General features: G+C 66.8%; 19 protein-coding genes. 8 read left to right on the top strand and 11 right to left on the bottom strand.

Features of this window, described 5'->3' with window-relative positions; genetic code table 11:
- The first annotated feature begins 78 nt into the window (after window positions 1-78).
- Complete coding sequence (locus CMC5_RS36850; RefSeq protein WP_156339137.1) at window positions 79-1653, top strand: alpha/beta fold hydrolase; 1575 nt, start codon at window positions 79-81, stop codon at window positions 1651-1653.
- A 68-nt stretch (window positions 1654-1721) separates the two neighbouring features.
- On the opposite strand, the gene CMC5_RS36845 is transcribed toward CMC5_RS36850, so the two are convergent.
- From CMC5_RS36845 to CMC5_RS36835, 3 genes are all read right to left on the bottom strand, one after another.
- Window positions 1722-2708 (bottom strand): glutathione S-transferase family protein, encoded by a 987-nt coding sequence (locus CMC5_RS36845; protein WP_050434781.1) that lies wholly within the window; start codon window positions 2706-2708, stop codon window positions 1722-1724.
- Between the two features lie 50 nt (window positions 2709-2758).
- Window positions 2759-4894, bottom strand: coding sequence for a hypothetical protein (locus CMC5_RS36840; RefSeq protein WP_156339136.1), 2136 nt, complete (start codon window positions 4892-4894; stop codon window positions 2759-2761).
- 272 nt (window positions 4895-5166) lie between these two features.
- Complete coding sequence (locus tag CMC5_RS36835) at window positions 5167-6510, bottom strand: serine/threonine-protein kinase (protein WP_050434779.1); 1344 nt, start codon at window positions 6508-6510, stop codon at window positions 5167-5169.
- A 150-nt stretch (window positions 6511-6660) separates the two neighbouring features.
- Between CMC5_RS36835 and CMC5_RS36830 the strand changes: the two genes are divergently transcribed.
- The 4 genes from CMC5_RS36830 (at window position 6661) to CMC5_RS36815 (ending at window position 16393) form a co-directional block, all read left to right on the top strand.
- Window positions 6661-7497 carry a HugZ family pyridoxamine 5'-phosphate oxidase gene (locus CMC5_RS36830; protein ID WP_050434778.1) on the top strand — a complete coding sequence of 279 codons (837 nt, stop codon included), beginning with the start codon at window positions 6661-6663 and terminating at the stop codon, window positions 7495-7497.
- A 187-nt stretch (window positions 7498-7684) separates the two neighbouring features.
- Window positions 7685-9049, top strand: coding sequence for an NTP/NDP exchange transporter (locus CMC5_RS36825; RefSeq protein WP_245678061.1), 1365 nt, complete (start codon window positions 7685-7687; stop codon window positions 9047-9049).
- A gap of 61 nt (window positions 9050-9110) precedes the next feature.
- Complete coding sequence (locus CMC5_RS36820) at window positions 9111-10649, top strand: benzoate-CoA ligase family protein (RefSeq protein ID WP_050434776.1); 1539 nt, start codon at window positions 9111-9113, stop codon at window positions 10647-10649.
- 275 nt (window positions 10650-10924) lie between these two features.
- Complete coding sequence (locus CMC5_RS36815; protein ID WP_050434775.1) at window positions 10925-16393, top strand: trifunctional serine/threonine-protein kinase/ATP-binding protein/sensor histidine kinase; 5469 nt, start codon at window positions 10925-10927, stop codon at window positions 16391-16393.
- Here CMC5_RS36815 and CMC5_RS36810 read toward each other — a convergent pair.
- Window positions 16323-17216: a TIGR02757 family protein gene (locus tag CMC5_RS36810; RefSeq protein ID WP_050434774.1), complete on the bottom strand. Its 894-nt coding sequence runs from the start codon at window positions 17214-17216 to the stop codon at window positions 16323-16325. The genes CMC5_RS36815 and CMC5_RS36810 overlap by 71 nt on opposite strands.
- Before the next feature lie 230 nt (window positions 17217-17446).
- Between CMC5_RS36810 and mce the strand changes: the two genes are divergently transcribed.
- On the top strand, window positions 17447-17878 hold the full coding sequence (gene mce, locus CMC5_RS36805; RefSeq protein ID WP_050434773.1) for a methylmalonyl-CoA epimerase: 432 nt from the start codon (window positions 17447-17449) through the stop codon (window positions 17876-17878).
- Between the two features lie 3 nt (window positions 17879-17881).
- On the opposite strand, the gene CMC5_RS36800 is transcribed toward mce, so the two are convergent.
- From CMC5_RS36800 to CMC5_RS36770, 7 genes are all read right to left on the bottom strand, one after another.
- Window positions 17882-19336, bottom strand: a complete 1455-nt coding sequence (locus CMC5_RS36800; RefSeq protein WP_082363137.1) for a serine/threonine-protein kinase — start codon at window positions 19334-19336, stop codon at window positions 17882-17884.
- 141 nt (window positions 19337-19477) lie between these two features.
- Complete coding sequence (locus CMC5_RS36795) at window positions 19478-19951, bottom strand: hypothetical protein (RefSeq protein ID WP_050434771.1); 474 nt, start codon at window positions 19949-19951, stop codon at window positions 19478-19480.
- A 120-nt stretch (window positions 19952-20071) separates the two neighbouring features.
- The gene (locus CMC5_RS36790) at window positions 20072-20521 is read right to left on the bottom strand and encodes a hypothetical protein (RefSeq protein WP_050434770.1); all 450 of its coding nucleotides are present in this window, start codon (window positions 20519-20521) and stop codon (window positions 20072-20074) included.
- Window positions 20522-21295: 774 nt separating this feature from the next.
- Window positions 21296-22036 (bottom strand): tetratricopeptide repeat protein, encoded by a 741-nt coding sequence (locus CMC5_RS36785; RefSeq protein ID WP_082363136.1) that lies wholly within the window; start codon window positions 22034-22036, stop codon window positions 21296-21298.
- Window positions 22037-22214: 178 nt separating this feature from the next.
- Window positions 22215-22772, bottom strand: a complete 558-nt coding sequence (locus CMC5_RS36780; RefSeq protein WP_050434768.1) for a chalcone isomerase family protein — start codon at window positions 22770-22772, stop codon at window positions 22215-22217.
- 608 nt (window positions 22773-23380) lie between these two features.
- Window positions 23381-24577, bottom strand: a complete 1197-nt coding sequence (gene alr, locus CMC5_RS36775) for an alanine racemase (protein WP_063796417.1) — start codon at window positions 24575-24577, stop codon at window positions 23381-23383.
- A 406-nt stretch (window positions 24578-24983) separates the two neighbouring features.
- A complete protein-coding gene (locus CMC5_RS36770; protein ID WP_245678059.1) occupies window positions 24984-25304 on the bottom strand; it encodes a hypothetical protein in 321 nt (106 codons plus the stop codon).
- A 687-nt stretch (window positions 25305-25991) separates the two neighbouring features.
- Between CMC5_RS36770 and rpmI the strand changes: the two genes are divergently transcribed.
- Both rpmI and rplT read left to right on the top strand, forming a co-directional pair.
- Window positions 25992-26189: a 50S ribosomal protein L35 gene (gene rpmI, locus CMC5_RS36765; RefSeq protein WP_050434767.1), complete on the top strand. Its 198-nt coding sequence runs from the start codon at window positions 25992-25994 to the stop codon at window positions 26187-26189.
- Between the two features lie 21 nt (window positions 26190-26210).
- Window positions 26211-26567: a 50S ribosomal protein L20 gene (rplT, locus tag CMC5_RS36760; RefSeq protein ID WP_050434766.1), complete on the top strand. Its 357-nt coding sequence runs from the start codon at window positions 26211-26213 to the stop codon at window positions 26565-26567.

Raw genomic sequence — 26567 nt, 5'->3', positions numbered from 1 at the left:
GATCCGAGGGGGCGGGCGTCGTGGAGCGGCCGGCCGATTGCATTGTGTCCTCCTGCGCGCTCGGCGCGAGGAGGGCATGTGAGCCGGTTGCACAGCAGCACGGGAAGGGCGGCCGCGGTGATCCTGGGTGCGGCCATGCTGGGGGGCTGCGGGGCCGATGCGTCGCCCCTGGGGGACGCCACCGCGGTCGAGGAGGGGGCGATCGTCTGGGAGCCCTGCGCGCCGGTGCAAGGGGGAGGCGGTCCGGAAGCGGCGTGCGCGCTGGTCGGTCTGCCGCTCGACTGGGCCGCTCCCGACGGGGAGGTGCTCACCCTGTTCGTCAAGCGGGTGCGCGGGGCCGAGGCGCCGCGTCGATCGCTCTGGCTGCTCGCAGGGGCGCCCGGTGCATCCGGGGCGAGCTTCGAGGCGGCGGTGCCAGCGCTGCTGGAGATGGACCCGGCGCTGGAGATCTTCCTGCTCGATCACCGCGGTGCGGGGCGGTCGACACCCCTCGGCTGCCCAGGGGAGCCGTTCGGCGAGGCGGCGCTCCCGCTGGAGGTGTGGGGAGGATGCGTCGAGGCGCTGCGGTCGACCTGGGGTGATCGGCTGGAGCACTTCAACACGACGGCGGCCGCGCGGGATCTGGGGGCGCTGATCGAGGCGACCCGGGAGCCGGGGCGCGCCGTCCACGTCTACGGGACGTCCTACGGCGCGGTGTGGGCTCAGCGTTATCTCCAGCTCTTTCCGGAGCAGCCTGACGCGATCACCCTCGATGGCCTGCTGACGGCGGGGGGAGGGCAGCCGTTCTGGGTCGATGCGTGGCACGACCGGGCAGGGGATGCGCTGTTCGGGCATTGCATGGACGACCCTGTCTGTCGCGCGAAGGTGGGGGATCAGCCACGGGTGACCGTGGAGACCTTCTTCGCGCGGATCGACGCCGCGCGGTGTGCGCCGCTCGACGATGGGCGGGTGAGTCGCGCCCGGATGCGGCAGGTGTTCGCCACGCTGATGCCGCACGAGGCGCTGCGGGCGGCGATCCCTGCCATCGTGTACCGAGGGCTGCGCTGCGAGCCGGGCGACGCGGAAGCGATCCTGCACGCGGTCGACGTGGCGGCGCGTCTCTCACCTCCTTCCGGGTCGCCGCAGCGCACGTCCTCGGCGCTGGGGATGCACTTGATGCTGTCGGAGCTGGCGCCCGAGGCTCCGCCGCCAGCCGAGGAGCTGAAGGCCATCCAGCGGGCGGCGCATGTGTCCCCCGATCGGGGGGAGCTGCACCGCGCGCTCTACGACACGTGGCCGCGCTATGTGCCGGATGCGAGTTCGGAGGTGGCGCCGACGACGGAGGTGCCGGTGCTGATGCTTCATGGCGCGCTGGATCCGCAGGTGCCGGTCGAGGTGGCGAAGGAGATCGCCAGCCGCTTCCAGGGGGCGCACCAGACGCTGGTGGCGCTGGAGCCCGCGGCGCGAGGGCTGAAGCTCGATGCGCCAGAGGGGATCCCTGCGCTGGATTCGTGTGCGCTGTCGCTGTGGATGCGTTTCCTGAAGGATCCCGAGGCGCCGGTGGATGCTTCGTGCGCGCGGTCGATGGGGGGCATCCCGTTCGCAGGGAGCACGTCCCTCGCGCAGGAGGTCTTCGGGACGGGTGATCTCTGGGAGAATCGAGGGGGGGTCTGAGGGCTCGCCTCTCCTCGCGTCGCGCATGAGGCTCATCGTGCGAGAGGCTGGCCCTGGCCGTCAGCGGCTCAGGCCTCGCTGAGCTGCGCTCGTCCGTGGGGTGCGTCGAAGTCGAGCGCAGGGCCCACGGGCACGATCCGGTGCGGGTTGATGGTGGTGTGGCTCATGTAATAGTGCCGCTTGATGTGCGTGAAGTTCACCGTCGGCTTCACGCCGGGCCACTGGTACAGGTCACGCGTGTACGCCCAGAGCGCGGGGTAGTCGACGAGGCGCCGGACGTTGCACTTGAAATGGCCGTGGTACACGGGGTCGAAGCGCAGCAACGTGGTGAAGAGCCGGAAGTCGGCCTCGGTCGGTGAGGCGCCGAAGAGGAAGCGTCGGTCGGTGAGGCGCGTCTCCAGCTCGTCGAGGGTCTCGAAGAGGGGGCCTACGGCGGCCTCGTAGGCTTCTTGCTCGGTGGCGAAGCCGGCCTTGTAGACGCCGTTGTTCACGCGGTCGTAGATGCGGTCGTTGAGGGCGTCGATCTCGGTGCGGAGGGGCCTGGGGTAGTAGTCGCCGGCGCGGGCGCCACAGCCGTCGAAGGCGCTGTTGAGCATGCGGATGATCTCCGCGGACTCGTTGGAGACGATGGTGTTGCGCTGCTTGTCCCACAGCACGGGGACGGTGACGCTGCCGGAGTACTCGGGGTCGGCCTTGGTGTAGAGCTGGTACAGGCGGGTGACGCCGTTCACGTCGTCGGGGACGACGCCTTCGCCAGGCTCGAAGGTCCACCCCTCCTCGGCCATGAGCCAGTGGACGACCGAGAGGCCGATCATGTCGTCGAGGCCCTTGAGGGCACGGAAGAGGGTGGTCCGGTGGGCCCAGGGGCAGGCGCGCGCGATGTAGAGGTGGTAGCGGCCCGGCTCGGCGCGGAAGCCCCCCTTGCCGGTGGGGCCAGGGCTGCCGTCCGGGGTGATCCAGTTGCGGAACTGGCTCTCCTTGCGCTTGAAGGCGCCGCCCGTCTTCTTCGTGTCGTACCACTGGTCGCGCCACTCACCTTTGACCAGAAACCCCATCTCGCTCTCCTCTGCGATGCGGCGGCGCCGCGGCTACGGGGATGGTCGGTCTACTTCCAGTGCTCGGCCAGCTCGGGGAGCACGGTGACCGACATCTGGATGAGATGCGCCATGTGGTGCTCCGGGGTCTGTCCGACGTAGCCGCGGACGTGGAGGCCGCCTTTGTGCGCCTCAGACGTCTGCTCCAGCCAGCGCTCGGCGTCCTTGGCCCACACGGAGGCCAGCGCGGGGAGCGCGACCCGGGGGGGCTCGTGGTGGAGCTTGGCGCGCCTGGCGCCGGTCGCGTCGAGGAGGGCGTCGGCCGTCTCCTCGGCACTGGCGTAGGTCCGAGGCTCGATGCGGGAGTGGGTGATGGTGAAGAGCCGGTGGCCCTCCGCCGCGGTCTTGGCATAGCGGAGGAAGGGGGCGAGCCGGAGGGGGTCGGGCTCGGACTTGCCCTTGCCCGTGCGGTAGGCGACGTGCAGGCCGTCGAGCATGAGCAGGGCGTCGACGCGCTCCTGGTTCTTCTTCACCTCGAGGATCTTCGAGACGGCGCCGTAGCCGGCGCTCCAGGAAGAGAGGGCGACGCGGTGGAGGCGTGCGCTGCGGAGGCCACGTTTCTCGGCGGCATCGCGGATGCGGGTGAGGGCCTCGTCGAAGACGCCAGGCACGGCGTAGCGGTCCTCGTAGGCGCCGGAGCCGATGCCGAGGTTGACCACGTAGACCAGCGCGTTGACCTTGGCGGCCTCGAAGCTCTCCTGGACGAGCTGGGTGTTGCCGTGGAAGTGCATCACCAGGTCGAAGCGGCCGTCGTCGGAGTGGAACGAGGGCGGGGCGTGCAGGACGCCACCGCTGACGAACACGTGACCCTCGCGGCGGAGCCCGTGGTCGGCTCGCTGCTCGGGGGTCCGCTCGGGGACGGGATCGGAGGCGACGTCCACCGAGGCGGGCGGCGGAGGCGCGGGGCCGCGGCGGCTCACCGCGGTGACCTCGGCGAAGCGCCAGGTGGAGAGGACCGCGAGGAGGACGACGAGGAGGGCGCTGCCGCCGAGGGCCACGCGGGTCGCCCTGGAGACGGTGGCGACGCTGAGGCGATCGAGCGGGGTCTCGGTGGCGCCCGCGGGGCCACTTGCGCTGGAGAGGGGAGGGAGGCTCTGAGGGAACCAGCGAGAGAGCGCTGCGGCAGCGCTGGCGGCGAGGATGACCGTGAGCGAGGTGGCCGCGACGACGGCGGCGAGGGTGCGCAGGGCCGTGGCGCTGAGCAGCGCCATGCTGAGCAAGCTGAGCGCCGCGACGGGGGTGGCGCCCAGGATGATGTGGCCGTAGCTGACCGCGCGGTGGGTCTTCTGGCGTGCGACCAGCTCGAGGCTCGAGGCGAGGCGCGCCATCTCCAGGGTGGTCGCGCGGCCCTTGGCGGCGAGGGCGCTCACCGAGGAGCGCCGGCTGCTCTGGGGCGTGTCGATGACGGTGGTGGCGACGTTCTTCGCGCGGGCCGCGGCCTTTGCGTTCGCTGCGGGCATGGTCCCCGAGAAGACGCTGCCGTCCGGTGCGCCGCTGCGTTCCGGAGGGGAGCCCGGCGGCGAGGCTTGCGCAGGTGCAGGTGGCGCTTCGGCGGCGGAGCGAGGCGCTGGTGGGGACGCTGGAGGTGTGTGGGGAGCCTGCGCAGAGGCGGCGGTGGCTTCGAGCGAGGCCCTGGAAGGGAGGCCGTCGAGGGGGCTGGGGACCGCGCCTGCGTCGGAGAGCGAGGCCCTGGAAGGGAGGGGGTTGCGCGGGCTGGGGAGCGCGCCTGTGTCGGAGAGCGAGGCCCTGGAGGGCAGGCCGTCGAGCGGATGCCGAACCGCTCCTGCGTCAGGTGACGGTGCGGCCTGGGCGGCGTGCGGTGCGTACGCGGTCGGGGCGTGAGCGGCCTGCGCGGCTTGCGCAGCTTGCGCAGCTTGCGCGGCTTGCACGGCTTGCGCCTGCGCCGGCGCTTGCGCGGATGCGGCGGTGATCTCGAGCGAGGCCCTGGAGGGCAGGCCGTCGCGGGGGCTCGGGAGCGCGCCTGTGTCGGAGAGCGAGGCCCTGGAGGGCAGGCCATCGAGGGGGCTGGGGACCGCTCCCCTGCCGGGGGACGCTACAGGTTGGACGCCGTGGGGTGGTGGTGTCGCCGGGAGGGCTGGCAGCGTGTTCTGACGAGGGAGGACGTCGAGAGGGACGAAGCCGTTCATGCACCGGGGGCAGCGCATCCAGGCTCGGAGGGACTCCGCTTCCACGGAGAGCTTTTGCGAGCAGGCAGGGCAGTGGACGTGGATCGCGTGCATTGCTTCCGGTCCGCCGCACCTTACTGGACCCGGCGCGGAACCGAGAAGCGAGTGGCCTCATTTCATCGCCACGCTGGCGCTTTCGTCCCGTGTGCACCGTAGTCTGCGCTACGCGCGTGCAGTGTCTGCGCTACGCGCGCAGTGTACGACGTGACGCACCGCGTGCGATGCGACACGAGCTACGCGGCGACCATGCGCATGAGCTGGATGCCCGAGAAAATGACCGCCGCGAGGACGCCGAACAGGCAGAGCATGGCGATGAAGCTGTGACGGTCGACGAAGCGCGCGGCCTCTCGCAGGAGCCGCTTCTGCAGGGTGATGTGGCACTGCACGTTCATCCTGCCCTCGATGATGGCCTGGAGGGCGTCGACCATCTCGGTCGCGGTCTGGTAGCGCTGGGCAGGGTCCCGGACGAGGGCGCCAGAGATGAAGTGTACGAGCTCGGCTGGGGCTCGCTCGGCGCCCGCAGGGGGGAAGGCGATGAGCTTCAGGTAGGTGATCTCCTCGGCGATGATGCTGGTGATCATCTGGTCGACGGTCTGCTTGCCTTCGAGGTAGTGGCGCAGGGTCAGGAACTCGTGGAAGAGCACAGCCGCGCTGTAGAGATCGCTGCGCGCATCGATGCGGTCGTTGTCGCCGCGGGCTTGCTCCGGGCTCATGTATGCGGGCGTGCCGACGAGGGCGCCGACGCGCGTGGCATACATGCGGCCTCGCTCGCTCGTGCCCGCTTCGCCGAGCGTGACTTCGGCGGTGGCGGCGAGGTCGCGGACGGCAGCGATGGGCTTGGCGATGCCCCAGTCCATGAGCATGACCTCACCGTAGCGGCCGACCATGACGTTGGCCGGCTTGACGTCGCGGTGGACGACGCCGTGCGCGTGGGCGTAGGCGAGGGCCTGGAGCAGGGCCATGAAGATCTCGGCGCGGCGCTCGACGGTGTACTTCCGCAGGTACGCCGGGTCGCCGGCGGCGAGTCGCGTGATGATCGACTCGAGCGTCTCGCCTTCGACGAACTTCATCACGAAGTAGTAGCGGCCGTCGGCGTCGACGCCGACGTCGTGGATGGGGACGATGCTGGGATGCTCCAGGCGGCCGACGGTGCGGATCTCGTCGACGAAGCGGGCCAGCGTGGAGGGCGAGTGGTCGTCCGAGAGGAGGCGCTTCACGGCCACCTTGCGGGCGATGTCGTTGTCGTGGACGAGGACGACCTCGCCCATGCCCCCGGCGCCGAGCACCTTCAAGGGCTGGTAGCGCTCGCGTACGTCGGAGATGAGGCGGAGCGCGCCTTGGTCGCCCTCGACGCGGGGGAGCGTCGTGGTGCGGGAGGCGGTGCTGGTCGTGGGGAACTCGCCGGAGCGCGGCGGCGGAGAGGAAGCCGAGGAGCCCGTGGAGGGCGCCTCGGACTTGCTGGCACTGGCGAGGGTGGGGGGCGCACCTCCTGGCGTGCTCCGCGAGGTATCGGTCAGGGTGGGCGCGTCCACGGTGGCGCCGAGGGCGGTGTGTCCAGAATAGGGGGCGGTGCTCACGGGCTTCGACGCCAGGGTAACTCGCCCCAGGGGCGTCGGGTAGCCGGCCCGCCGCGGCGAGGGCCGGGCGCGGGCGAACTCGACCAGGCTTCGAGGCGCTGCGATGCCGCGGTGCGCGCCGATCGGGCTGCCCCATGCTAGCCCTCCAGAATGAGCCAGGAACAGAGGACCGCCGAAGGAGACGTGGGGTCGAGGCCGTCCCCGAGCCACGCGGAGCAGTGTCGGACACTCGCCACCCGCGCGCGGGTGGCAGCGCTGGGAACGCTGGCCCAGGACCCGGCCGGCTACCCGTACACGTCGCTGGTGGCCGTCGCCTTCGACGGTGAGGGGCGACCGCTGCTCTTGCTGTCGGAGCTCGCGGAGCACACCACCAACCTGAACGCGCACCCGGAAGCGTCGGTGCTCGTCGGTGAGCCGCCCGGCCTCGAGAGCGGCCCGGCCCTCGATCCGCTCGCGAGTGGTCGGATGACGCTGCTCGGGCCCTGCAAGCGCATCGAGGAGCCGGCCGAGGCCGAGGCGGCGCGGGCCGAGTTCCTCGCGGCCCGGCCCGAGGCGGCGCTGTACGCGGGCTTCGGCGACTTCGCGATGTACCGGCTGGAGCCAGGATCCATCCGTTACGTGGGGGGCTTCGGTCGCGTCTCGTGGGTCGACGCGATCGAGTACAAGCAGGCGGCGCCCGATCCGATCGCGCCCTCGGCGGCAGGGATCCTGTCGCACATGAACGAGGATCACGCCGACGCGGTGCTGGCCTACGCGCAGGCGCTCGCAGGGATCGTGGACGCGACGTCGGCCACGATGGTCGCGGTGGATCGTCATGGCTTCGAGCTGCGGGCAGCGACCCCGGAGGGGCCGCGATCGGCCCGGCTCGGCTTCCCCCGTGAGGTCACGTCGATGGACCAGGTGCGGGTGGTGATGGTGGAGCTGGTGCGGGAGGCGCGCGCTCGCCTCGCGGAGCAAGCGCCAGGGGGAGCGCCTCCGCCGAGCTGATGGGAGCGACCACACGCCGGCCTGATGGTGGCGGTCGGGGGACGTCGCTCGTTCCTCGGCGCAGCGGGTGACAGGTCCGAAGCGGCGGGATCTCGGCGCGGTGTCGAGCGCGGGGTCGGGTTGACAGGGCCACGCACTTCCGGTCGGCTTCCAGGCTTTGTACGGGCTGCTCCGCAGGATCGTCGATGTGCGCCCGGGAGAGGTGAGAGCGCTCCTGGGCAGCTTCGCCTACTTCTTTTGCCTTCTGTGCAGCTACTACATCTTGCGGCCGGTCCGCGAAGAGATGGGGATCACCGGGGGGGTGAAGAACCTGCCCTGGTTGTTCACCGGCACCTTCGTGGCGATGCTCGCCGCGGTGCCGCTCTACGCGGCCGTCGTGGCGCGCTTCTCACGGCGGCGCTTCATCCCCATCGTCTACCGCTTCTTCACGTTGAACCTGCTCGTGTTCTACGCGCTCTTCCAGCGCGCGGCGGGGCAGGTGGGGGTGGCGCAGGGCTTCTACATCTGGACGAGCGTCTTCAATCTCTTCGTCGTCTCGGTCTTCTGGGGGTTCATGGCGGACCTCTGGCGCAGCGAGGAGGGCAAGCGTCTGTTCGGGTTCATCGCCGCCGGCGGGAGCGCTGGGGCGCTCGCAGGGCCGCTGCTGGCGGGGCAGCTCGCGGGCAGGATCGGTGTGCTCAACCTGCTGCTGATCGCGGCCGTGGTGCTGGAGCTCGCGGCGCAATGCGCGGGGTGGCTCTCGCGTCGGGCGAGCAGCGCTCGGGTGACGTCAGGGGAAACGGCGCGAGGGGGGGAGGCGTCGCCCGGAAGGGGTGAGCCCTCTGCGCCGGTACAGGGCGCTCCCTCTGCGCCGGGGGAGGGGACGCGAGGGAGGGGCGAGGAGGCGCCGGAGGAGCGCATCGGGCATGGGCTCTTCAGCGGTCTACGGCCGGTGTTCCGCTCGCCCTACTTGCTCGGCATCTCGGGGATCACGCTGCTCACGACGCTGACGTCGACGGTCCTCTACTGGCAGCAGATGCACGTGATCAGCGCACAGATTGCCGATCGTGCAGAGCGTACGGCGCTGTTCGCGAGCATGGACCTCTACACCAACATCCTCTCGCTCGTGGTGCAGGCGTTCGTCACGGGTCAGGTGATGCGACGCGTCGGGCTGGTGTGGGCGCTCGCCGCCGTCCCCGTGGTGAGCGCCGTCGGTTTTCTGGGACTCGCTGTCTCCCCGGTCATCGCGCTGTTCGTGATCTTCCAGGTGATCCGGCGGGCGGCGCATTACGGGCTGGAGCGCCCCGCGCGCGAGGTGCTGTTCACGGTGGTGCCGCGCGAGGAGAAGTACACGTCGAAGGGGTTCATCGACACCGTGGTGTACCGCGGTGGGGATGCGGCGAGCGTGTGGGCGAGCGACGCGCTTGCGCCGCTCATCGGTGCGGCGGGGCTCTCGCTGGCCATGCTGCCGGTCTGCGCGCTGTGGATCGCGGTGAATGTCCGCCTCGCCAGGCGCCATGCGGTGCTGGCCCGCGAGAAGCCGCCCGTGGTAGAGGGGAGCCGGGTCGCGTGAGCTTGTTCTGTGGGTTTTCGGCAGGCTCGACGGACCACGTTGCGTGTCCAGGAGGTGTGCCGTGTCGTTCGTCATCCCCGAGAAGGTGAACATGGCCGACTGGTTCCTCCTCGCTCGATTGCGGGAGGGACTCGGAGACAAGACGGCCATCCTCTGCGGAGAGCGCAGCCTGACCTATGCGGACGTGGCCCGGCTCGCCGCGCGCTTCGCCTACGCCTTGCAGCAGCTCGGGATCGAATCGGAGCAGCGGGTGATGGTGGCCCTCCCGGACATCCCCGAGTTCGCGGGGGCGCTGTTCGGTACCCTGGCCATGGGTGCGGCCGTGGTGATGGTCAACAGCCAGCTCAAGCCGGAGGAGATCGCTTACTTCTACGAGTACACGCGCGCCAAGGTGGTGGTGGTCCACGCCGATCACGTGGAAGCGTTCGCTGGAGCGGCGCGTGATGCCCGACACCTCCGGCGCATCCTCGTGGTGGGCGGCGACGGCGCGTCGTCCCACTCTTCGTTCGAAGCCCTCTCCGAGGGCGCGCCGGCCGTTCCCGAGGTGTTCCCGTCTCACCGCGACGATGCCGCGATCTGGCTCTTCTCGGGTGGCACGACCGGCCGTCCGAAGGCCGTGGCCCAGACGCACGGGGCGTTCGTGAACACCACCGAACTGTATGGCAAGCGGGTGATGGGGTACGCGGCGAGCGACATCACCCTGTCGGTACCGAAGCTCTATTTCGGCTATGCCACGGGGGCGAACCTGCTGTTCCCCTTCTCGGTGGGAGCGACGTCCATCCTGTTCCCGGAGCGGTGTACCGTGGAGGCACTCTTCGAACAGATCCGGCGCTTCCGGCCGACGATCCTGATCAACGTGCCGACGATGGTGAACTACATGGTCTCGCACGAGCAGGCGGCCGCTCAGGATTTCTCGTCCCTGCGGCTCTCGACGTCGGCCGGTGAGGCGCTGCCCGTCGAGCTGTACGAGCGCTGGAAGCGGACCTTCGGCGTGGAGCTGTGCGACGGACTGGGTACGGCGGAGATGTGGCACATCTTCCTGACGAACCGACCCGGGGACGTGCGGCCTGGGACGCTGGGGCGTCCAGTCGGCGGGTTCGACGTGAAGGTGTGCGACGACGAAGGGCGAGAGCTTCCTCCTGGTGAGGTGGGGTGGCTCTGGGTGCGGGGGGCGTCACGGGCCATCGGCTACTGGCACGACCTGGAGAAGACGGGGCGGGCCTTCCGAGGGGAGTGGTACGTGTCCGGAGACATGCTGAGTCGCGACGAGGAGGGGTACTTCACGTACTGCGGTCGTGGCGACGACATGCTCAAGGTGACCGGCAGGTGGCTGGCACCCGCGGAGGTGGAGAACTGCTTGCTTCAGCACGAGGCCGTGAAGGAGTGCGCCGTGGTGGGCGTGACCGACGCGCAGGGGCTCACCAAGCCGCACGCTTACGTGCTGCCTCATGTGCGACGCGCAGGGCTCGCCGAGGAGCTGAAGAGTTTCGTGCGTGAGAAGCTGGAGCCTTTCAAGGCGCCCCGTGAGGTGATCTTCATGGACAGCATGCCGCGCACGCATCTGGGAAAGATCGATCGCGGCAAGCTACGTCAGTCCTGAAGGCGCTCGAACGCAGCGAGCTGCGTCGAACCCAGCGGTGGTGCTACTCCTTGGCCGGCCATTGGCCGGCCAGGGCCGGCCCGAAATGACGGTATTTCTCCTCGATCGCGTCGTTGCGAGCCTCATGGAGGCGTGCTTCTCTCGACGTGGCGAGTGACCTCGCGCCTCGGTCGCGCCCCTCTCGACGGCATGTCGCCGCTCGTCGATCGGCGTGATGGTTTCCCGTTGCTCGTGCTCGGACGTCGAGGCGTGACTTCTACTTGCACCACGTTCCCATGCTCGTGCTCCCCGGGTACACGGCCATCGAGACGCTGCACGAGAGCAGCCAGTCCTTGGTCTACCGCGCGCGACGGGGGAGCGATGGGCAGCGCGTCGTCTTCAAGGTGCTCCACGACGAGTACCCGAGCGCGTCCCGCCTCGCCAGGTTCACGCGGGAATTCGAGATCGCCCGAGCGGTCGCTGGCGACGGAGTGATCGAGGCATTCTCGCTGGAGCGCTACCGCAACACCGCCTTGATCCGATTCGAGGACTTCGGGGGTGAGTCGCTGGGGCGGGTCCTCCGTGCGCGCGCGATGGCTCCCGCCGAGGTGTGTCGCGTGGGGGCGCGGATCGCGGAGATCCTCGAGCGGGTCCACGCATGCCGGGTCATTCACAAGGACGTGAGCCCAGGCAACGTCGTCTACAACGCCGACAGTGGGACGTTGAAGCTCATCGATTTCGGAATCGCGGCCTCTCTCCCTCGCGAGGAGGCGGAGGCGGCGCTTCCGCAGGCACTCGAAGGGACCCTCGCGTACATCGCGCCGGAGCAGACGGGCCGCATGAACCGCGGTGTCGACTGCCGCGCCGATCTGTATTCGCTTGGCGCGACGCTCTATCACCTGTGCACGGGTCGGCCACCCTTTCGATCCGAGGATGCGCTCGAGCTCATTCACGCCCACATTGCGCGCGTTCCGGAGGCTCCTACCGCGCTCGATGCGGCCATCCCGGCGTCGCTCTCGTGCGTTCTCCTGAAGCTTCTGGCGAAGGCAGCCGAGGAGCGATACCAGAGCGCTGCGGGGGTACGGGCGGATCTGCTCCGCTGTCTCGATGGCATCGAGCGTGGTGAGGTCGGCGTCTTCACGCTGGGTCGGCACGATGGCTCCGAGCGTCTGCTGATCCCGGAGCGGCTTTATGGTCGAGAGAGGGTGCTCGAGGAGCTGCTCGCCGCGGTCGAGCGAACCGCGGATGGGGGAAGCGTGGAGCTGGTGCTCCTGCCAGGGGCAGCGGGCGTCGGGAAGTCTTCCCTGATGCTGGAGCTGCAACGGCCGATCGTCGCCAGGCAGGGCCATCACGCGGTGGGGAAATTCGATCAGCTGCGGCGAGACATCCCCAATTCGGCGCTGCTCCAGGGGCTGCGTCAGCTGCTTCGTCAGGTCCTCACGGCAGGAGATACGGAGCTTGCGGCCTACCGGCAGGCGGTCGCGGTGGCGGTCGGCGAGATGGCTGGGGTCGTGCTGGGGGTGCTGCCGGAGGCGGCACCCTTGTTCGAGCGTCCCGGTGCCGTGCCAGTGCCCGAGCTTCCCCCTCTGGAGGCTCAGCGGCGCTTCCATCGCGCCCTCACGGGCTTCATCGGCGCGCTGGTGTCGACACTCCACCCCTTGGTGCTGGTCATCGACGATCTTCACTGGGCCGATGGTGCTTCACTCAAGCTGCTGGAGCACCTCGTGACCAGCGGTGAACTCCACCATACGCTGATCGTGGGGGCGTATCGGGACAACGAGGTGGACGCCGCGCATCCGCTCGCGCTCTTCGTGAGAGCGCTCGAGGCCGTAGGAGCGCCCTTGTCGTCCCTCGAGGTGGAGCCACTTGGCCGAGAGCATGTCGCGGCGCTCGTCGCCGATGCGCTGCACTGCCCGGTGCAGGAGTCTGCACCGCTGGCGAGCTTGTGCGCCGAGAAGACGGCGGGAAACCCTTTCTTCCTGGGGCGCTTCCTGGAGACGCTCCACGCCGAAGGGCTGCTGGGGTTCGATCGCGAGGCGGGCGTGTGGCGCTTCGATCTCGGCGAGATTTTGCGTGTGGGCATCACGGAGAATGTCGTCGAGCTCATGGCCGAGCGGATGCGCAAGCTGCCCGAGGCGAGCCAGGATGCCTTGCGCCTCGCGGCCTGCGTGGGGGGGACATTCGCGCTGTCCACGCTGAGCGTCGTCTCCAGGCGGAGATGCACGGAGGTCGCTCGGGCGCTCTGGCCTGCGCTCGAGGCCGGCGTCATCGTGCCCCTCGACGCTGCCTACAAGTTCGCGGACAGCACCGACGCGTGTGACGTGCGCTATCGCTTTGCGCACGATCGCGTGCAGCAGGCGGCCTACTCCCTCATCGCGCCAGAGGGGCGTGTCGATGCCCACGTGCAGATCGGGCGCCTGCTGAGGGCCGGGCTCGCGAGCAATGGAAAGGCGGAGCGGGGGAAGAAGCTGTTCGAGGTGGTCGGACACCTGAACCTCGGGCGCGTCCGGCTCGAGGTGCAGGAGGAACGGTGCGAGCTGGCGCGGCTCAATCTGGAGGCCGGGCGAAAGGCGTGCGCAGCTGGGGCGTATGAGCAAGCCAGAGGCTTCTTCGACATCGGTCTGGAGCTGCTGGGGGTCCAGGCCTGGGCGGGGCACTATGCCTGGTGGCTCGAGCTGAGCCTGGCGGCTGCATCGACCGCATACCTCACGGGTGACCACGAGCGCATGGAACAGCTCGTTGGTGACGTGCTTCAGTTCGGGGACACATTGCTGGACCGGGTTCGTGCCGAGGAGGTCCGCATCCAGGCCTATGTTCACCAGGGCCGTGAGCAAGACAGCCTGCGCGTCGGGCTGGCGGCACTCGCCTCGCTGGGGGTGAGCTTGCCAGCGCGTCACGGGAGGCTTGCGGCCGGCGTCGCGCTGCTACGCCTCCGGGGCCTCCTCGTCGGGCGTCGCGTCGAGGACTTCGCCGCGTTACCGCCGATGCGGGATCCTGAACGGCTCGCTGCAATGCGCCTGTTCGCGTTGACCTCGGGCCCCGTCTACAACACGGCCGTGGAGCTTGCGCCGTACCACGCGCTGGAGCATCTCCGCTCGACCCTGGACCACGGGAGCGCACCGGAGTCCGTCTCCGCCTACCTCAATGCGGCGTTCCTCTGTGGTGGGGTGCTCGGTGATGTGGGCATGGCCGATCGGCTGGCGCAGCTCGCTTTGCACCTGACGCAGCATGCTGCGCTTCAGCCATTGCGCGCGCGGAGCATTTTCATGGCGCATTGCTTCGTCAGCCCCTGGTGCCGACCCTTGCGCGAGACCCTGGATCCCGCGCTGGAGGGGTATCAGAGCGGGCTCGCTTCCGGCGATCTCGAATATGCGTACTACTGCGCGCTGCTCTTCGTGGGGCACGGCTTTTACGCTGGGCTGCCACTCGAGTCCCTGGATCGTTCGGCGGTCGCTTTCGGTCAGGCGATGCGTCGGATCGGTGATCCCTACGTGCTCCGACGCCTTCAGCTCCTCCAGCAGCCCATCCAGAATCTGATGGGCAAGGCAGTCGATCCGCGCCTCCTGAGTGGTGCCATCTGCTCGGAGGATGAGCTGCTGTCTGCGGCCCGCGCCCGGGGGGATCGCTACACCGAGGCGAGCTTCCACGTCATGAAGCTGATCCTGTGCACGCTGTTCGGCGACCATGCGGAGGCGTTGCGGCATGCAGCGCTGGCCGAGCGAGGGGAGCAGCACATGCTGGCGACCGAGAACGTGGCGCAGCTCCACATTTATCGAGCACTGGCCGAGCTGGGAACTCTCGGTGTGCCGAAGCGAGGGGAGCGCTCACCTTCGCGATGGCTTGCCGCCTCCGTGGCGCCACGTGCCCTGTTGCGGGTCCGAGGTGCCCTCGCGCGCCTGCGTGGATGGGCGCGCCGTGCGCCGTCGAACCACGCTCCCTGGGTGGCTTTGGTCGAGGCGGAGTTCGCGCGGGTGATGGGGGACAGGGGGAGCGCTCGGGCGCACTACGACAAGGCGATGGGGCTTGCGCGAGAGCACGGATCCCTGCTCGTCGAGGCGCTCGCCGGCGAGTATGCGGCGCGATTTTACGTGAGCACGGAGGCTCCCCACCTGGTCGAGGTGTATGCGCGCGAGGCGCACCATGCCTACCAGCGCTGGGGAGCCGAGGCCAAGGCGCGAGAGCTGGAGGTGAGGTACCCGTTCGTGCTGGAGCGCCACGGTGCGGGAAAAGAAGGCTCGCTTTCGGGGCTCAATGGCATGACGTCCACCACGACGACCACGACCAGCAAGCGCGAGGACGAACTCGATCTGGTCAGCTTGCTGAAGGCATCGCAGGCGCTCTCGGGGGAGATCGTGCTCGATGACCTGCTGCGCCGGATGATGCAGACGCTGCTCGAGGCGGCCGGGGCGCGCCGTGGCCTCCTCGTCGTCGATGGGAACAAGGAGGAGGGAAGCCTCGTCGTCGAAGCGGACATTGCTGCTGGTGAGGCCCAGGTGGTGCGCGGGTCCTCCCTGGATGGCCGGAGCGATGTCGCCCTCTCCGTGGTGCGTTACGTGGAGCGAACCCGAGAGACCGTGGTGCTCGCGGATGCGGCGGTGAGTGGGACCTTCCAGCAGGATCCCTCGGTCGTGGCGAGGCGGCTGCGCTCGGTGCTGTGCATGCCCGTCCTCCGTCAGCAGCGGCGTGTCGGGCTGCTGTACCTGGAGAACGGGCTGGCATCGAACGTCTTCACGCCGTCTCGATGCAAGGTGCTGGAGATGCTGGCCGCTCAAGCTGCCATCTCTCTCGAGAATGCACAGCTCTACGAGACGCTGGACAATCGGGTGAAGGCACGCACGCTCGAGCTGAGTGAGGCGCTGGTGTCGCTGCGAGAGGCGCAGCGGCAGCTCGTGCTCCAGGAGAAGCTCGCGTCGCTCGGCATGTTGACGTCGGGTATCGCCCACGAGATCAAGAATCCTCTCAACTTCGTCATCAACTTTGCAGACGTATCCGTCGAGATGATCGACGAGCTGGCAGGACAGGTGGACATGCTCGGCGCCCACGTCGCACCGGACGTCGCCGCATCGTTCTCCGCCCTCACGACGGACCTTCACCAGAATGTGACGAGGATCGGCGAACACGGGCGCCGCGCAGACCGCATCGTCCGAGCGATGCTGGAGCACTCACGCTCTCGCGTTGGAGAGGCGCGGGAGGTCGAGCTCGGCAAGCTGTTGCGGGAGTACACGGCGGCGGCGCTTCAGGCGCAGCCCTCATGCCCGCCGCTCTCGGTTCGCTGGGAGCTCGATCCGAGCCTCCGGTCGGTACGCCTGGTTCCCGAGGAGATCGGGCGGGTGATCTTGAACCTGGTCAGCAATGCCATCTATGCCCTGGAGGCGAGGCGTCGCGCGGAGGGGCCTGACTACACGCCATCCCTCCGGGTGAGCAGCTGTGACCGGGGCGACCAGGTGGAGATCCGCGTCTGTGACAACGGGGGAGGGATCCCGGGCGAGATCCGCGACAAGGTCTTCAACCCGTTCTTCACGACCAAGCCCACGGGCGTGGGTACGGGGCTGGGTCTCTCGATCAGCTACGACATCGTGGTCCAGGGGCACGGGGGGACGATGGCCCTGGAGAGCAAGGAAGGAGAGTTCACCGAACTCACGGTGCGACTTCCGAAGCGGAGACGTTCGTCTCTGGCGTCCTCCTCATCGGCCTCTACCCGTCCGTCTGAGCCTTGCGACCCTCTCGACGGACTTCCTGGCTCCAGTGCCGACACACCGGCATGACACCACAGCCATCACAGCGGGCCGGATCTCGCCGTGAAGGGCAACGCTGCAGCATGCCCAGATGGCAGAGTGCAAAGTCGTACTTCACCGGGTCTTCCGGATCGAACCGTCGCAAGGCGGCGGTGATCTCCTCGGCCGTCTTCCAGTTCGTCGTGCGTCGGTCGGTCAGGCCGATGTTGTAGCCGAGCTTCTGGATGTGCACATCGACGGGGATGATGAGGGCAGCCGGCGGGATCGGCCACATTCCCAGGTCGACTCCATCCGCAGGGCGCGCCATCCAGCGGAGCATCAGGAGCAAGCGCTTGGCCGCGCTACCCTTGCCGGGATCTGCGAGGATGTGGGCCGCGCCGCGCGTGGCGCGATGCTGAAGTCCCCCAGCCACACGGATCCCCTGCGTCCAGGAGGAGAGCGCCTCGCGCAGCGTCCCCGTGCGGCGGAGCGCGTCCGCGAGCGCCTCCCCGAGAGAGCCGGCTTCCCGTTGCATTCGACGGGCTCCCAGGAGCAAGCACACCAGGTCTTCCGCTGTGTAGACGCGGTGCTTCCAGCCGCGCAGGCAGCTCCGGAGGGCCTCAGGGTCCTCTGCGGCGCGGGCGACTTCCGGACCGATGCGGGCGAGGGCGTCTGCGATCTTGGCGCGCAGCGCCTTCACGTTTCCAAAGGCCATCGCCGACGCGAGGAGGGCGACGAGCTCGCGATCCAGGACATCGGCGTACTGGTGAACGAACTCGACGGGATCAGAGGCCCTGCGTTCGTTCACCGGACAGCGCGCGCGGACCTCTTCCAGCGCTCGAAGCAGCCGTTCGTCTCGGGCCGAGCGTCCCATTCCGGCAGACGCTTTACGTCGCGTGATCGCAACCATCTCAGCGAAGAGCGATCTAGCATGGCGTGTTTCGTCAGGTGAAGGCGGCCTTGCAGCTTCCGCGTGGAGGGCGGAGCCCGTCTGGCCACCTTGCGGAGCAACCGAGTCTGTCGGCGTACTCGAAGAGAAGATGGTAGAGATCGGGGGAACGCTGCTGAAGCGGCGTCCTGAATCCACCCGGTAAGGTCAAGTTGATGCTGAAGATCAAAAAGATCGACCACGTGGCCGTGGCCGTGACGGATGTCGACGAGGCCCTCGCACGCTACCGGCAGATCCTGGGCATCGAGGCCACGGACCGCGAGGTCGTTGCCTCGCAGCGCACCGAAGCCGCGCTGCTGCCGCTCGGGGAAACATGTCTGGAGTTGATCTCGCCGAAGGGGAATGAAGGTCTCCAGAAATTCCTGGAGAAGCGTGGACCCGGGCTGCACCACATCGCCATCGAGATCGAGGGGATCGAGGGCGCACTCGCCGCGCTCAAGGCGCTGAACATTCCTCTCATCGACGAGACGCCTCGCATCGGAGCCCGTGGCCACAAGGTCGCTTTTCTGCACCCCAAGGCGACCGGGGGCGTACTCGTGGAGCTGGTCGAGCCGGCGCATGAGGCGCACCCCACCGAGCACGACTGAGCGTCAGAAGATCTCGCTCTTCCGGCGTGGGGGCTCTTTCTCGGTGACCCCTGGCCCGGCGCTTGGCCGTGACGCGGCGCTCGAAGCGGGGGCGGCCGCTGGCTGAATCCCTGGCGCGGCGTGGTGTCGAGCCCTCTCACTCCCTACCCTCTCCGAGGAGACTGGAGCGGGCTTCCCCTGACGGCGTGTGGCTTCGACCGTGGGTTGCTCCGGCTCGTGGTCCTCGTCGATGGCGTCCACCTCTGTGCGTGGCTCTTCCTCCATCTCCGGTCCCCCCAGGAGCTCGACCGCTCTGCCACGCATCGTCAGAGCCGTCCTGTCGGCGGCGTCGGCTTGCTGCTTGGGCCACCATGGCAGGGTCATACCAAGGGCAGCCAGAGCGAGCGCCACCGTCCCAGCGATGATTCCGCGCGGCGCTCGACCCCGGCTCCTTGCCCTGACCTTTCTCCGGAAAACCGGGCGCAGCCGGCCTCTGTCACCTTGAAGGGCGAGCCTGAATGCAATGGCCATCTCCTCGGCGCTGTTGAAGCGATCCGCAGGCTCTTTGGCGAGCGCACGGTAGAACCACTCATCGAGGGCAGCCGGCAGGTCCGGGCGCTGCTCGGATAGAGGTGCGGGGCGCTCCATCAAGAGCTGTCTCAACACCTGTCCCCAGCTCGACGCCCTGAACGGTGCCTGACCCAGCAATGCTTCGTAGGCGATGATTCCGAGCGCCCAGAGGTCGGTGCGGTGGTCCACGGGCAGCGCTTGTGCTTGCTCCGGGCTCATGTAGGACAGCGTCCCCAGCACGGTGCCTTCGCAGGTGCTGCGTGGCCGATCGAGCTGTGTGAGTCCTGGAGCCGCCTTCGCCAGCCCGAAATCGGCGACTTTGACGTGGAGCCGCCCATCTTCGGTATCCATGAGCAGCAGGTTGGATGGCTTCAGATCTCGGTGAAGAATCCCTCGGCCGTGGGCAATCTTGAGTGCCTCGGCGACCTGATCCATCAGCTCCGCGACGAACTCGACGGGCAGCGGTCCCCGTCGCAGCATCTCTTCGCGCAGCGTGAGGCCTTGCACGCGCTCCATGACGAGGTACGAGCCAGCCTCGGGATCATCACCCGCATCGTGGGTCATCACCACGTGGGGCGTCATCTTCCCGAGTCGGAACGCGATCTGGGCCTCCTGCCGGAAGCGCTCGCGCGCCCTGGGGAATTGATCCATGGCGACGGGGAGGAGCAGTTTGATGGCCACCTCGGTCCCGAGCAGCAGGTCGAGGGCTCGCCAGACCTCGCCCATGGAGCCACTCCCGAGAAGGCTCTGCAGTCGATACCTCCCGCCCACGGTGAAGCCGGCGCGGCACGGAGAGGGGCGGAGCGACACGCCATTGCCCCAGGCGCGGCGTGATAGCGCATCGTGACTCTCGGACCCGCCCGGGTTGTCATCGCCCTCGAAGGCAGGTGAGAAAGACGATTGTGTCATAGGTGGGATCGACGGCCGTTCCTTGCTCTCGAATTCGCTACGTGCGCGACCCACGAGGGACCGGGGCCAAGCCCCCGCCGTCCATTGCACGGCGGCTGAGCCACACCCCGGTCCCGTCGTGGGCGCCCTAAGGTCGCCTGGTCACCAGTAGAAGAACACGACCTGATTGTCGGAGAGGACGTCCACCGCCACGATGTCGGACACGTCGATCCAGTTGGCGTTGAGGAAGTGCGAGAGCTCGATCAGGTCGTCGCCGGCGGCGACGGTGATGAGGTTCGAGAGGACGTGCTGCAGGGCGAGCACGTTCACGTTCTGCAGGAGCGACGTCTGATAGAAGTTGAGGATGTCGATGATGTCGCCATTGAGCGCCTTCTCGATGTTCACGAGATAAACGTCCTCGATGTTGACCCACTCGAGCAGCTCGAGCAGCGAGAGCTCGAACGACATGTGCTCCAGCGCGTAGTAGACGCTGCTCGAGTTGCAGCCACAGCTCCACGAGGAAGAAGCCTCGAGTTCCATTGCGCAGCAGTCATTCGCCTGCGCCACGGCGGAAGCGCTGAGCATCATGCTGGCCGCGCTGAGTGCAATGAACCCCTGCTTGATAATGCTCTTCATGGCTCTCTCCTCTTCTGTTATGCGGGCCTGAAAGCCCCCCCGAAGCCAAGTGTTCATAGGTCGAAGCAAACTCACACGTACACGCGGTATGCCCGGCCAGGGACGAGCACACCAGACCGACTACTGGTGGAAGATGACGATCTGGTTCCCGCTGAGCAGATCGACCGATATGATGTCGTGAATGCCGATCGTGTTGGCATTCAGGAACCCTTCCAGTGAGACCAGGTCGTCGCCCGCGGCGACGACGACGAGCTGTGAGAGCACGTGCTGGAGAGCGAGGACATTGAGGTTGTGGAGAATGTCGGTCTGATAGAAGTTGAGGATGTCGATGATATCGCCGTTGAGTGCCTCCTCGACGTTCACCAGGTACACGTGATCGACGATGAGGGTCTCCAGAACGGAGAGCAGCGCCACGTTGTTCACGGTGTTCGATACGGAGTAGTACAGGCTGTCCGCGTTGCAGAAGCACACGGCCGGGTCGCCGAGACATTCCGTCTGGGTGGCTTGAGCCGCCTCAGGGGCGCCACACAGCGCGGTTACGGTTGCGATGGCGAGGAGCGCACGCTTCATGACGCTATTCATCAATGGCTATCTCCTTGTCGAGTTGCGTTGCCCATATTCAATCGTTTGAATGGGTCGCAGGGATTCATAGCCAGAGGTGTGCCGAGGGTCCGAATGTCAGTCGGGTTCGAGCATTATGTTGGTGATTCATCATGTATATGTCTCGGAATGATGGATTGTGTTTCTGTCATAGAGTACGCCGACGTGGATGGAAATTGTCTATGCAATGGCTAGGGCGGATGTGAAGAACGGTGACATTCGCCGCACAGGCTGTGCTCAGGGGATACATCGCAGCGTGCAACGGGAGCGTGCGTCACCCGCCCCGGTCTCCAGCGACCGTCGTGCCGGCTCGTCAGCGCTTCGAAGTGGGCGCAATCCGCACGGGTCGCGGTTGCTCGTCCGTGCTATGGCCTGCGTGAGAGGAGAGGCGAGGAAGGTGTGCGAAACGGTCTTTGTCGCCTCACGTTTTCGCCACGGCCGATAGCGCGGGACTCACTTGTGGACAGCGCGCTCGAGACGCCGCTGTTTCATGGACGTTACAGCGCGAGACGCTGGCGACGGCGAGCATCTGCAGGGAAGCGGCGGACGAAAGCAGCATCGACATGCGTGACGTCTTGCGAGACTCCGGCAGCTCTGCTTTCCCAGACGGCCTGGGCTCGGGATCGAACGACGGCATTCTTCGTCCTGTTCGAGGGAGGTAGCAGGAGGTGATTGCGGGGATGCTCGAGTTCTCGAGCCCCATACTTGCCATTGAAGTGAGCAGTAGCTGCTGGGAGAGAGGCATCACGGAGCAGGTAGTGGCCCGATCTCCTCCAGCGTGTCGCACGCGACGGCATCGCCCCCTTCACACCCTCTGCGCAGATACACGCGCGCTTTCTGCCGGTCTGGAGCAACACCGAGACCATAGTGGTAACAGAGTCCCAGTGCTCGGCACCCGCTTGCCTGTTCCAGAACGCAAGCGCGCCGGAACATGTCTGCTGCGACGTCGAGATCCCGTGCGACCCCCTGCGCGTTCTCATACGCGTATCCAATGTTATGGCAGGCTGCGCCACTGCCGAGGTCACAGGCTTTCTCGAGATAGGCCAGCCCTCGTCGAGCATCGGGAGCAGTTCCCACGCCGTTGAGGGTCATGTACCCGAAGTTGTTGCAGCCCGTGCGCTCACCGAAGTCACATGCTTTGAGGTAGTACCTGAGCGCAGCGGCTGTATCTGGGGGAAGACCGTCACCGAGTTCGTGCTGCCTGCCGAGCTTGGCGCAGGTGAGTCCGTCGTCGCAAGGCGGCTCGGTCCCGGCGATGGCTGGGTCCACCGCAGGGTCGCGCTGGGGCTCATCCTTTGGGTCCTTCAGCGGCCCCGGAAGGGGAGTTGTCGACTCGGTGACCCGCCCTTCCGGGACGGACGTAGGCACCGACGCGACCGGCTGGTGCTCCAGGTTGCTGGAGCAGCCGGTGGGGGTCGCCAGCATGGCTGCTACGGCCAGGAGAGCTTCCGTGGGGAAGCGCAGGCGGGGAGAGAGCCTCCGCATGCGGCAGCATGGTAGGAGACGCAGGAGTGCGGAGGAAGGGACGAGCTGCACCGCCTGTGATGGAGAACGGTCTGCGGCTGCAGACGTAGCTGCCCTCACCGGGGAGGAGGAGGGGAGGAAGTGCCAGGTGGCGTGGTGTCGACGGGGGAGGCGGAACGCTGGCGCAGAGAGGCCAGGTTCAGGGGAGCTTGCTCATGAGCTGCTCGGTCAGCTTCGGCTGGTCGATCTTCCCGAACCAGATGCTCCAGATGCCCTTCATGAAGTCGACGCCAGCGACGGTCGCGGTCCCACCGCCATCGACTTTGATGGTCGTCGCTTTCTTCTCTGCGCTGTAGCTGAAGGTGACGTGCGACTTTTCCTTGAGCTCGTTGGTCATTGCTCCGAGGAACTTGTCGATATTGGCCTTGTTCGTATAGCCGTTCAGCGCGAGAGAGTCTTTGAGGGCATTCTGCATTTTCTCGCGATCGACGTCGCGCATCAACGTCAGCACGAACTTCTTGTCCACGTCGGCATCGATGAGAGCCTGCTTCGACTTCGCCGAGGGCAGCTCCTTGATGTGGTGGCTGATTCGGTAAACATTGACGCTGATGAAGGCGATGCTTTTCTCGCGGATCCCTTCACCCGTCTTGTAATAGCCGTCAGCCCCCGGGTCGAGCGCCCATAGGTTCGTCACTGCGAGCAGCAGAGCGGTGAGGGCGGGAACGAGAAGAGCGAGCTTATTTCTTACGGTTTTCATTCGGGTTCACCTCTGCCGGCCCCGCCGGTGTGAAGGTACGTTGGAGGATGGTCGGCAGGCACGGAGAGGCTCCCGCATCCACCGAGAGAAGTTCGAATCTAACTCGGTGACGAGCGAAGCGGAAGCAAGCTCTGTGTCGACGAACCTGTCGAGCAGGAAACCGTACTTCGATGTCTTCGAGCCGTCGTGATGCGGCGACACGCCCTGAGGGCGCAGCAGGGCAGCGTGCAAAACCTCGGAGAACCAAGGGGTTTCTGGAGGGGTGACGGAGCTGTTGTTGGATTCGGCTCGACCCGTGAGGCGTCGGATTGCGCAGTGCGGCAAGACGAAACGCGGTGGGTCATTTTGCCCCAAGCACGAAATCGTCATCTCGCCGCTCATTGATGACGCCTTCGAAGCGAGCTTCCTGACAAGCCGAGTCCGGGAATCTCAAAGGGCCTCGGCCCCCTCGTGAGGCCGTTCCGCGCGCCAGATCAGGTCTCGTGTCCCATGCGCAGAGTCAGAGAGGCCAGACTCGCTTCAGAGTCCAGAAGCCGTGAGGCACTATCTGAATGAATGATGTACAGAGATGCCGGGAGGGCACCAGAGCAAGAGACGTCGTTCTCGGCTCATGGCTCTCGGTAAAAGCGTGGTACGCGCCTCGAGATGCTCGTCAGCACTTCCCAGGAGATGGTGCCCGAGAGGTCGGCCATTTCAACGGCCGTGATGCTCGCTTGCCCCAAAGAGCCTTCCTGCGAGCCAAGAAACACGACCTCATCACCAATCTTTGCGCAAGGGACGTCGGTGACGTCGATCACGGTCAAGTCCATTGAAATGGTTCCCGCGATCGCGGCCCGCTTGCCGTGAACGAGGACGCTGCCGCGATTGGACAGATTGCGACTCAAGCCGTCGGCGTAACCCATTGGCACGGTGGCCACCATGCTCGGTCGAGTCGCCTTCCACGTGTATCCATAGCCAACGCAATGCCCCTCTTCGATCTTGCGAATGGCGACGATCTCACTTCGTACGCTCATCACGGGGCGCAGTTCGGGGGCGAGGCCGACGCGTGGTTCCAGCCCGAAAAGGGCGATGCCTGGTCGAACCATGTCCAGCCTGGACGCCGGGAGCCGGAACAGCGCGGCGCTGTTGGCGGCGTGGCGCAGCGTGGGGGTGAGGCCTGCGGCCCGAACGCGACGCTCTATTTCCATGAACCGAGAGAGCTGTTCGTTCGTTGCATGCAGATCGTCTGCGTCTGCGCAGGCCAGGTGGGTCATCAAGCCCTGCAGACGAATCATCGGAGTCCGAGCGATTGCGTCGAGTACGTCCTGGAACTCGGAGGAGTCGACGCCGAGGCGGCCCATGCCGGTATCGGCCTTCAGGTGGACATCGACCCCCTTGGATCCTCTGTAGCTCGCTATCGCAGCCAGTTTTTCGACCTGAGCGGCGCTGTAGATGACTGGCGTGAGGTTCCGCGCGATGAGCTCCTCCATCCCATCATTTCGCAAGCCGTAGTACCCGCCCATGACGAGGATGGGGATCCGAATTCCAGCTTCGCGCAGCTCGACGGCCTCTTCCAGGAGCGCCACGCACAGGCCGGTGATCCCTGCTCGCTCCAAGGTGCGCGCGACCGCTGGCGCACCGTGCCCGTAAGCGTCGGCCTTGAGCACCCCCCAGATTTGCGGATGGCTGGTTCGAGGTTGGCTCGCCTGAATGCTCCGTGAGAGAACGTTCAGGTTGTGTCGCAGGCTCGCCAGGTTGATCTCGGCCCGGGTGGGGCGTATCGCAGAGGCGGGGGCAGCGCGGCGGGGGTAGAGTACGCGCACCATCGATGAGCCATCTCCTGGCGGCGAGACCCGTTCGCGTTCCTGTGAGTGTGGATCAGCGTCTGCGTTGGCGAACACGGATGCCATCGACGTCGCCGATAGACTGAAGCCTGAGCCACGGTCAAGATAATGAAGTGCCCGTCGGACGCTCCCAGCTGCGCCTGCCTGGTCCGACTGTGAGGAGCCTGGAGCGGCGAACGATGCCAGAAGAGCTGGCGAAGGGAGACTCCGGCTCACCAGGGGAGTCCGGTGATAGGGGGCATATACTGCCTGGCTGTTCGCGTGAGATGGATGCCAGCGAGCTGAGCAACAACCTGCGCTGCGCCTGACGACGCGCCTCAACGGCTCACGAGCCGTATCCCGAGCACCCGTGGCGTCGTCACTGGCCTGGTGACCTCGATGACGCGCTTCAGGGGTTCACCCGCTGTATCGGCTGTGTCGCCTCAGGGGGGGTCCACTCTTCCTCATCGAAGTTGCTCGCCCGAACCAGCTGCCGCTGCCGAATGGCCGCATACTCGACGCGATCGCGAGTCTGACCAAACGTGTAGTAGGTGGACCATTCTTCCCAGCAAGCGCGCCGAATCGTGGGCTTCACGTCTGCCATCGAGTCCAACGCCATGCAGTGCTCGAATCGCACGTCGCCTTCGTAAACGGCGTTCAGGCTGGCACCGCATCCGCCGGTGGTGAGAAGCGCGAGCAGCCCACTGCCCAGCCTGGTCCAGACCGTCACACGGGCTCCTTCGACCTGTGGTGCAACTTGCATCCAAGGTCGACGCACCGGACGCTGGAGGAGGTCCCGCGAGACCGTGGCCATCGAGGAGGGAGCATCTTGGTTGCGCTCCCGATGCAGATGCCGTAGAGAGCGCCTCTCCTCGTAGCCTGCGGCACGCCCGGAGGCTATCACATCGCAAGGAGCCACCATGTTTCTAATGCTGTCCAAAGGCCCTCGTAAGACGACGCGCTCCAAGTCCAACCGCAATCGCGCGAAGTTCAAGGCCAAGAATCGTGGGCGCCGGAACCGCGTCTACGGCCGTACCTGATCGGTAGGGGTCGAACCAGGGCCCCTCGAAACGAGCCGCACGCATGACAGTTCCTGAGAGGCGGCCTGCTTGTCGGGTCGCATCCAGCTGTGCTGTCGGCTGAGGGCGGCGAACGGTTCATAATGGGCGAACAGCGGCTGACGGAGCCCCGCCGGCAGGAGCCGGTATCGGGGATTGCTCTCCCGAGGTCGCCAGTCGCCCCTCTCGAAGTTGGTCAAGCCAAGGGAACTCCTGATGGTTCTCTTCGGCCCAGCCTTGACAACAACTGCATGGATCGCCATAACCGGCGCTCCGCATCCTCAGTACGGCGCGTAACAGTCTTCTCGGTGGGCGAGCAAGACGGCCGCGGGGAGCGGAGACACACAGACGAGTCATCGATGCCCAAGATGAAAACCAACCGAGCCGCTGCGAAGCGGTTCCGGGTCACTGGCTCCGGTCGTATCCGCCGCAGCAAGGGTGGTCTCAACCACTGCATGCAGGAAAAGAGCAAGAAGCGCCTCCGCCGTCTTCGCAAGAACGACACCGTGGACAAGGCGATGGAGAAGCGCGTCAAGCTCCTTCTCCCCTACGGCTGATAGCGAGCGAGAGGTAACAGCATGCCGCGCGTAAAAAGAGGGTTCAAAGCTCGCCGCCGTCGCAACCGCGTCCTGAACCAGACCGAAGGGTACTTCCTGGGCCGGAAGAACCGCTTTCGCCAGGCGGTCGAAGTCCTGCGCCACGCTTGGGAGTACGGCTACATCAGCCGTAAGCTGAAGAAGCGCGATTTCCGGCGTCTGTGGATTGCTCGTATCAATGCAGCCGCCCGGCTCAATGGTACGACCTACTCGCGTCTGGTGAACGGGCTGAAGAATGCAGGCATCCTCCTCGATCGGAAGATCCTGTCCGAGCTCGCGATTCACGAGCCCAAGGCATTCACGCTCGTAACTCAGGCTGCTGCAGCTCCGCGCTCCTGA

This window comes from Chondromyces crocatus (genome assembly GCF_001189295.1).
GTDB lineage: Bacteria > Myxococcota_A > Polyangia > Polyangiales > Polyangiaceae > Chondromyces > Chondromyces crocatus.
This window is presented reverse-complemented; position numbering and strand designations above follow the sequence as displayed.

Excerpts from the sequence above, each read along its gene's own strand:
- CMC5_RS36790 (WP_050434770.1), bottom strand. The coding sequence starts at position 20,521 with ATGAAGCGTGCGCTCCTCGCCATCGCAACCGTAACCGCGCTGTGTGGC.
- CMC5_RS36785 (WP_082363136.1), bottom strand. The coding sequence starts at position 22,036 with ATGCGGAGGCTCTCTCCCCGCCTGCGCTTCCCCACGGAAGCTCTCCTG.
- CMC5_RS36830 (WP_050434778.1), top strand. The coding sequence starts at position 6,661 with ATGAGCCAGGAACAGAGGACCGCCGAAGGAGACGTGGGGTCGAGGCCG.
- CMC5_RS36780 (WP_050434768.1), bottom strand. The coding sequence starts at position 22,772 with ATGAAAACCGTAAGAAATAAGCTCGCTCTTCTCGTTCCCGCCCTCACC.
- rplT (WP_050434766.1), top strand. The coding sequence starts at position 26,211 with ATGCCGCGCGTAAAAAGAGGGTTCAAAGCTCGCCGCCGTCGCAACCGC.
- rpmI (WP_050434767.1), top strand. The coding sequence starts at position 25,992 with ATGCCCAAGATGAAAACCAACCGAGCCGCTGCGAAGCGGTTCCGGGTC.
- CMC5_RS36810 (WP_050434774.1), bottom strand. The coding sequence starts at position 17,216 with ATGGGACGCTCGGCCCGAGACGAACGGCTGCTTCGAGCGCTGGAAGAG.
- CMC5_RS36795 (WP_050434771.1), bottom strand. The coding sequence starts at position 19,951 with ATGAAGAGCATTATCAAGCAGGGGTTCATTGCACTCAGCGCGGCCAGC.
- mce (WP_050434773.1), top strand. The coding sequence starts at position 17,447 with ATGCTGAAGATCAAAAAGATCGACCACGTGGCCGTGGCCGTGACGGAT.
- CMC5_RS36845 (WP_050434781.1), bottom strand. The coding sequence starts at position 2,708 with ATGGGGTTTCTGGTCAAAGGTGAGTGGCGCGACCAGTGGTACGACACG.
- alr (WP_063796417.1), bottom strand. The coding sequence starts at position 24,577 with ATGGTGCGCGTACTCTACCCCCGCCGCGCTGCCCCCGCCTCTGCGATA.
- CMC5_RS36815 (WP_050434775.1), top strand. The coding sequence starts at position 10,925 with ATGCTCGTGCTCCCCGGGTACACGGCCATCGAGACGCTGCACGAGAGC.
- CMC5_RS36800 (WP_082363137.1), bottom strand. The coding sequence starts at position 19,336 with ATGACACAATCGTCTTTCTCACCTGCCTTCGAGGGCGATGACAACCCG.
- CMC5_RS36840 (WP_156339136.1), bottom strand. The coding sequence starts at position 4,894 with ATGAACGGCTTCGTCCCTCTCGACGTCCTCCCTCGTCAGAACACGCTG.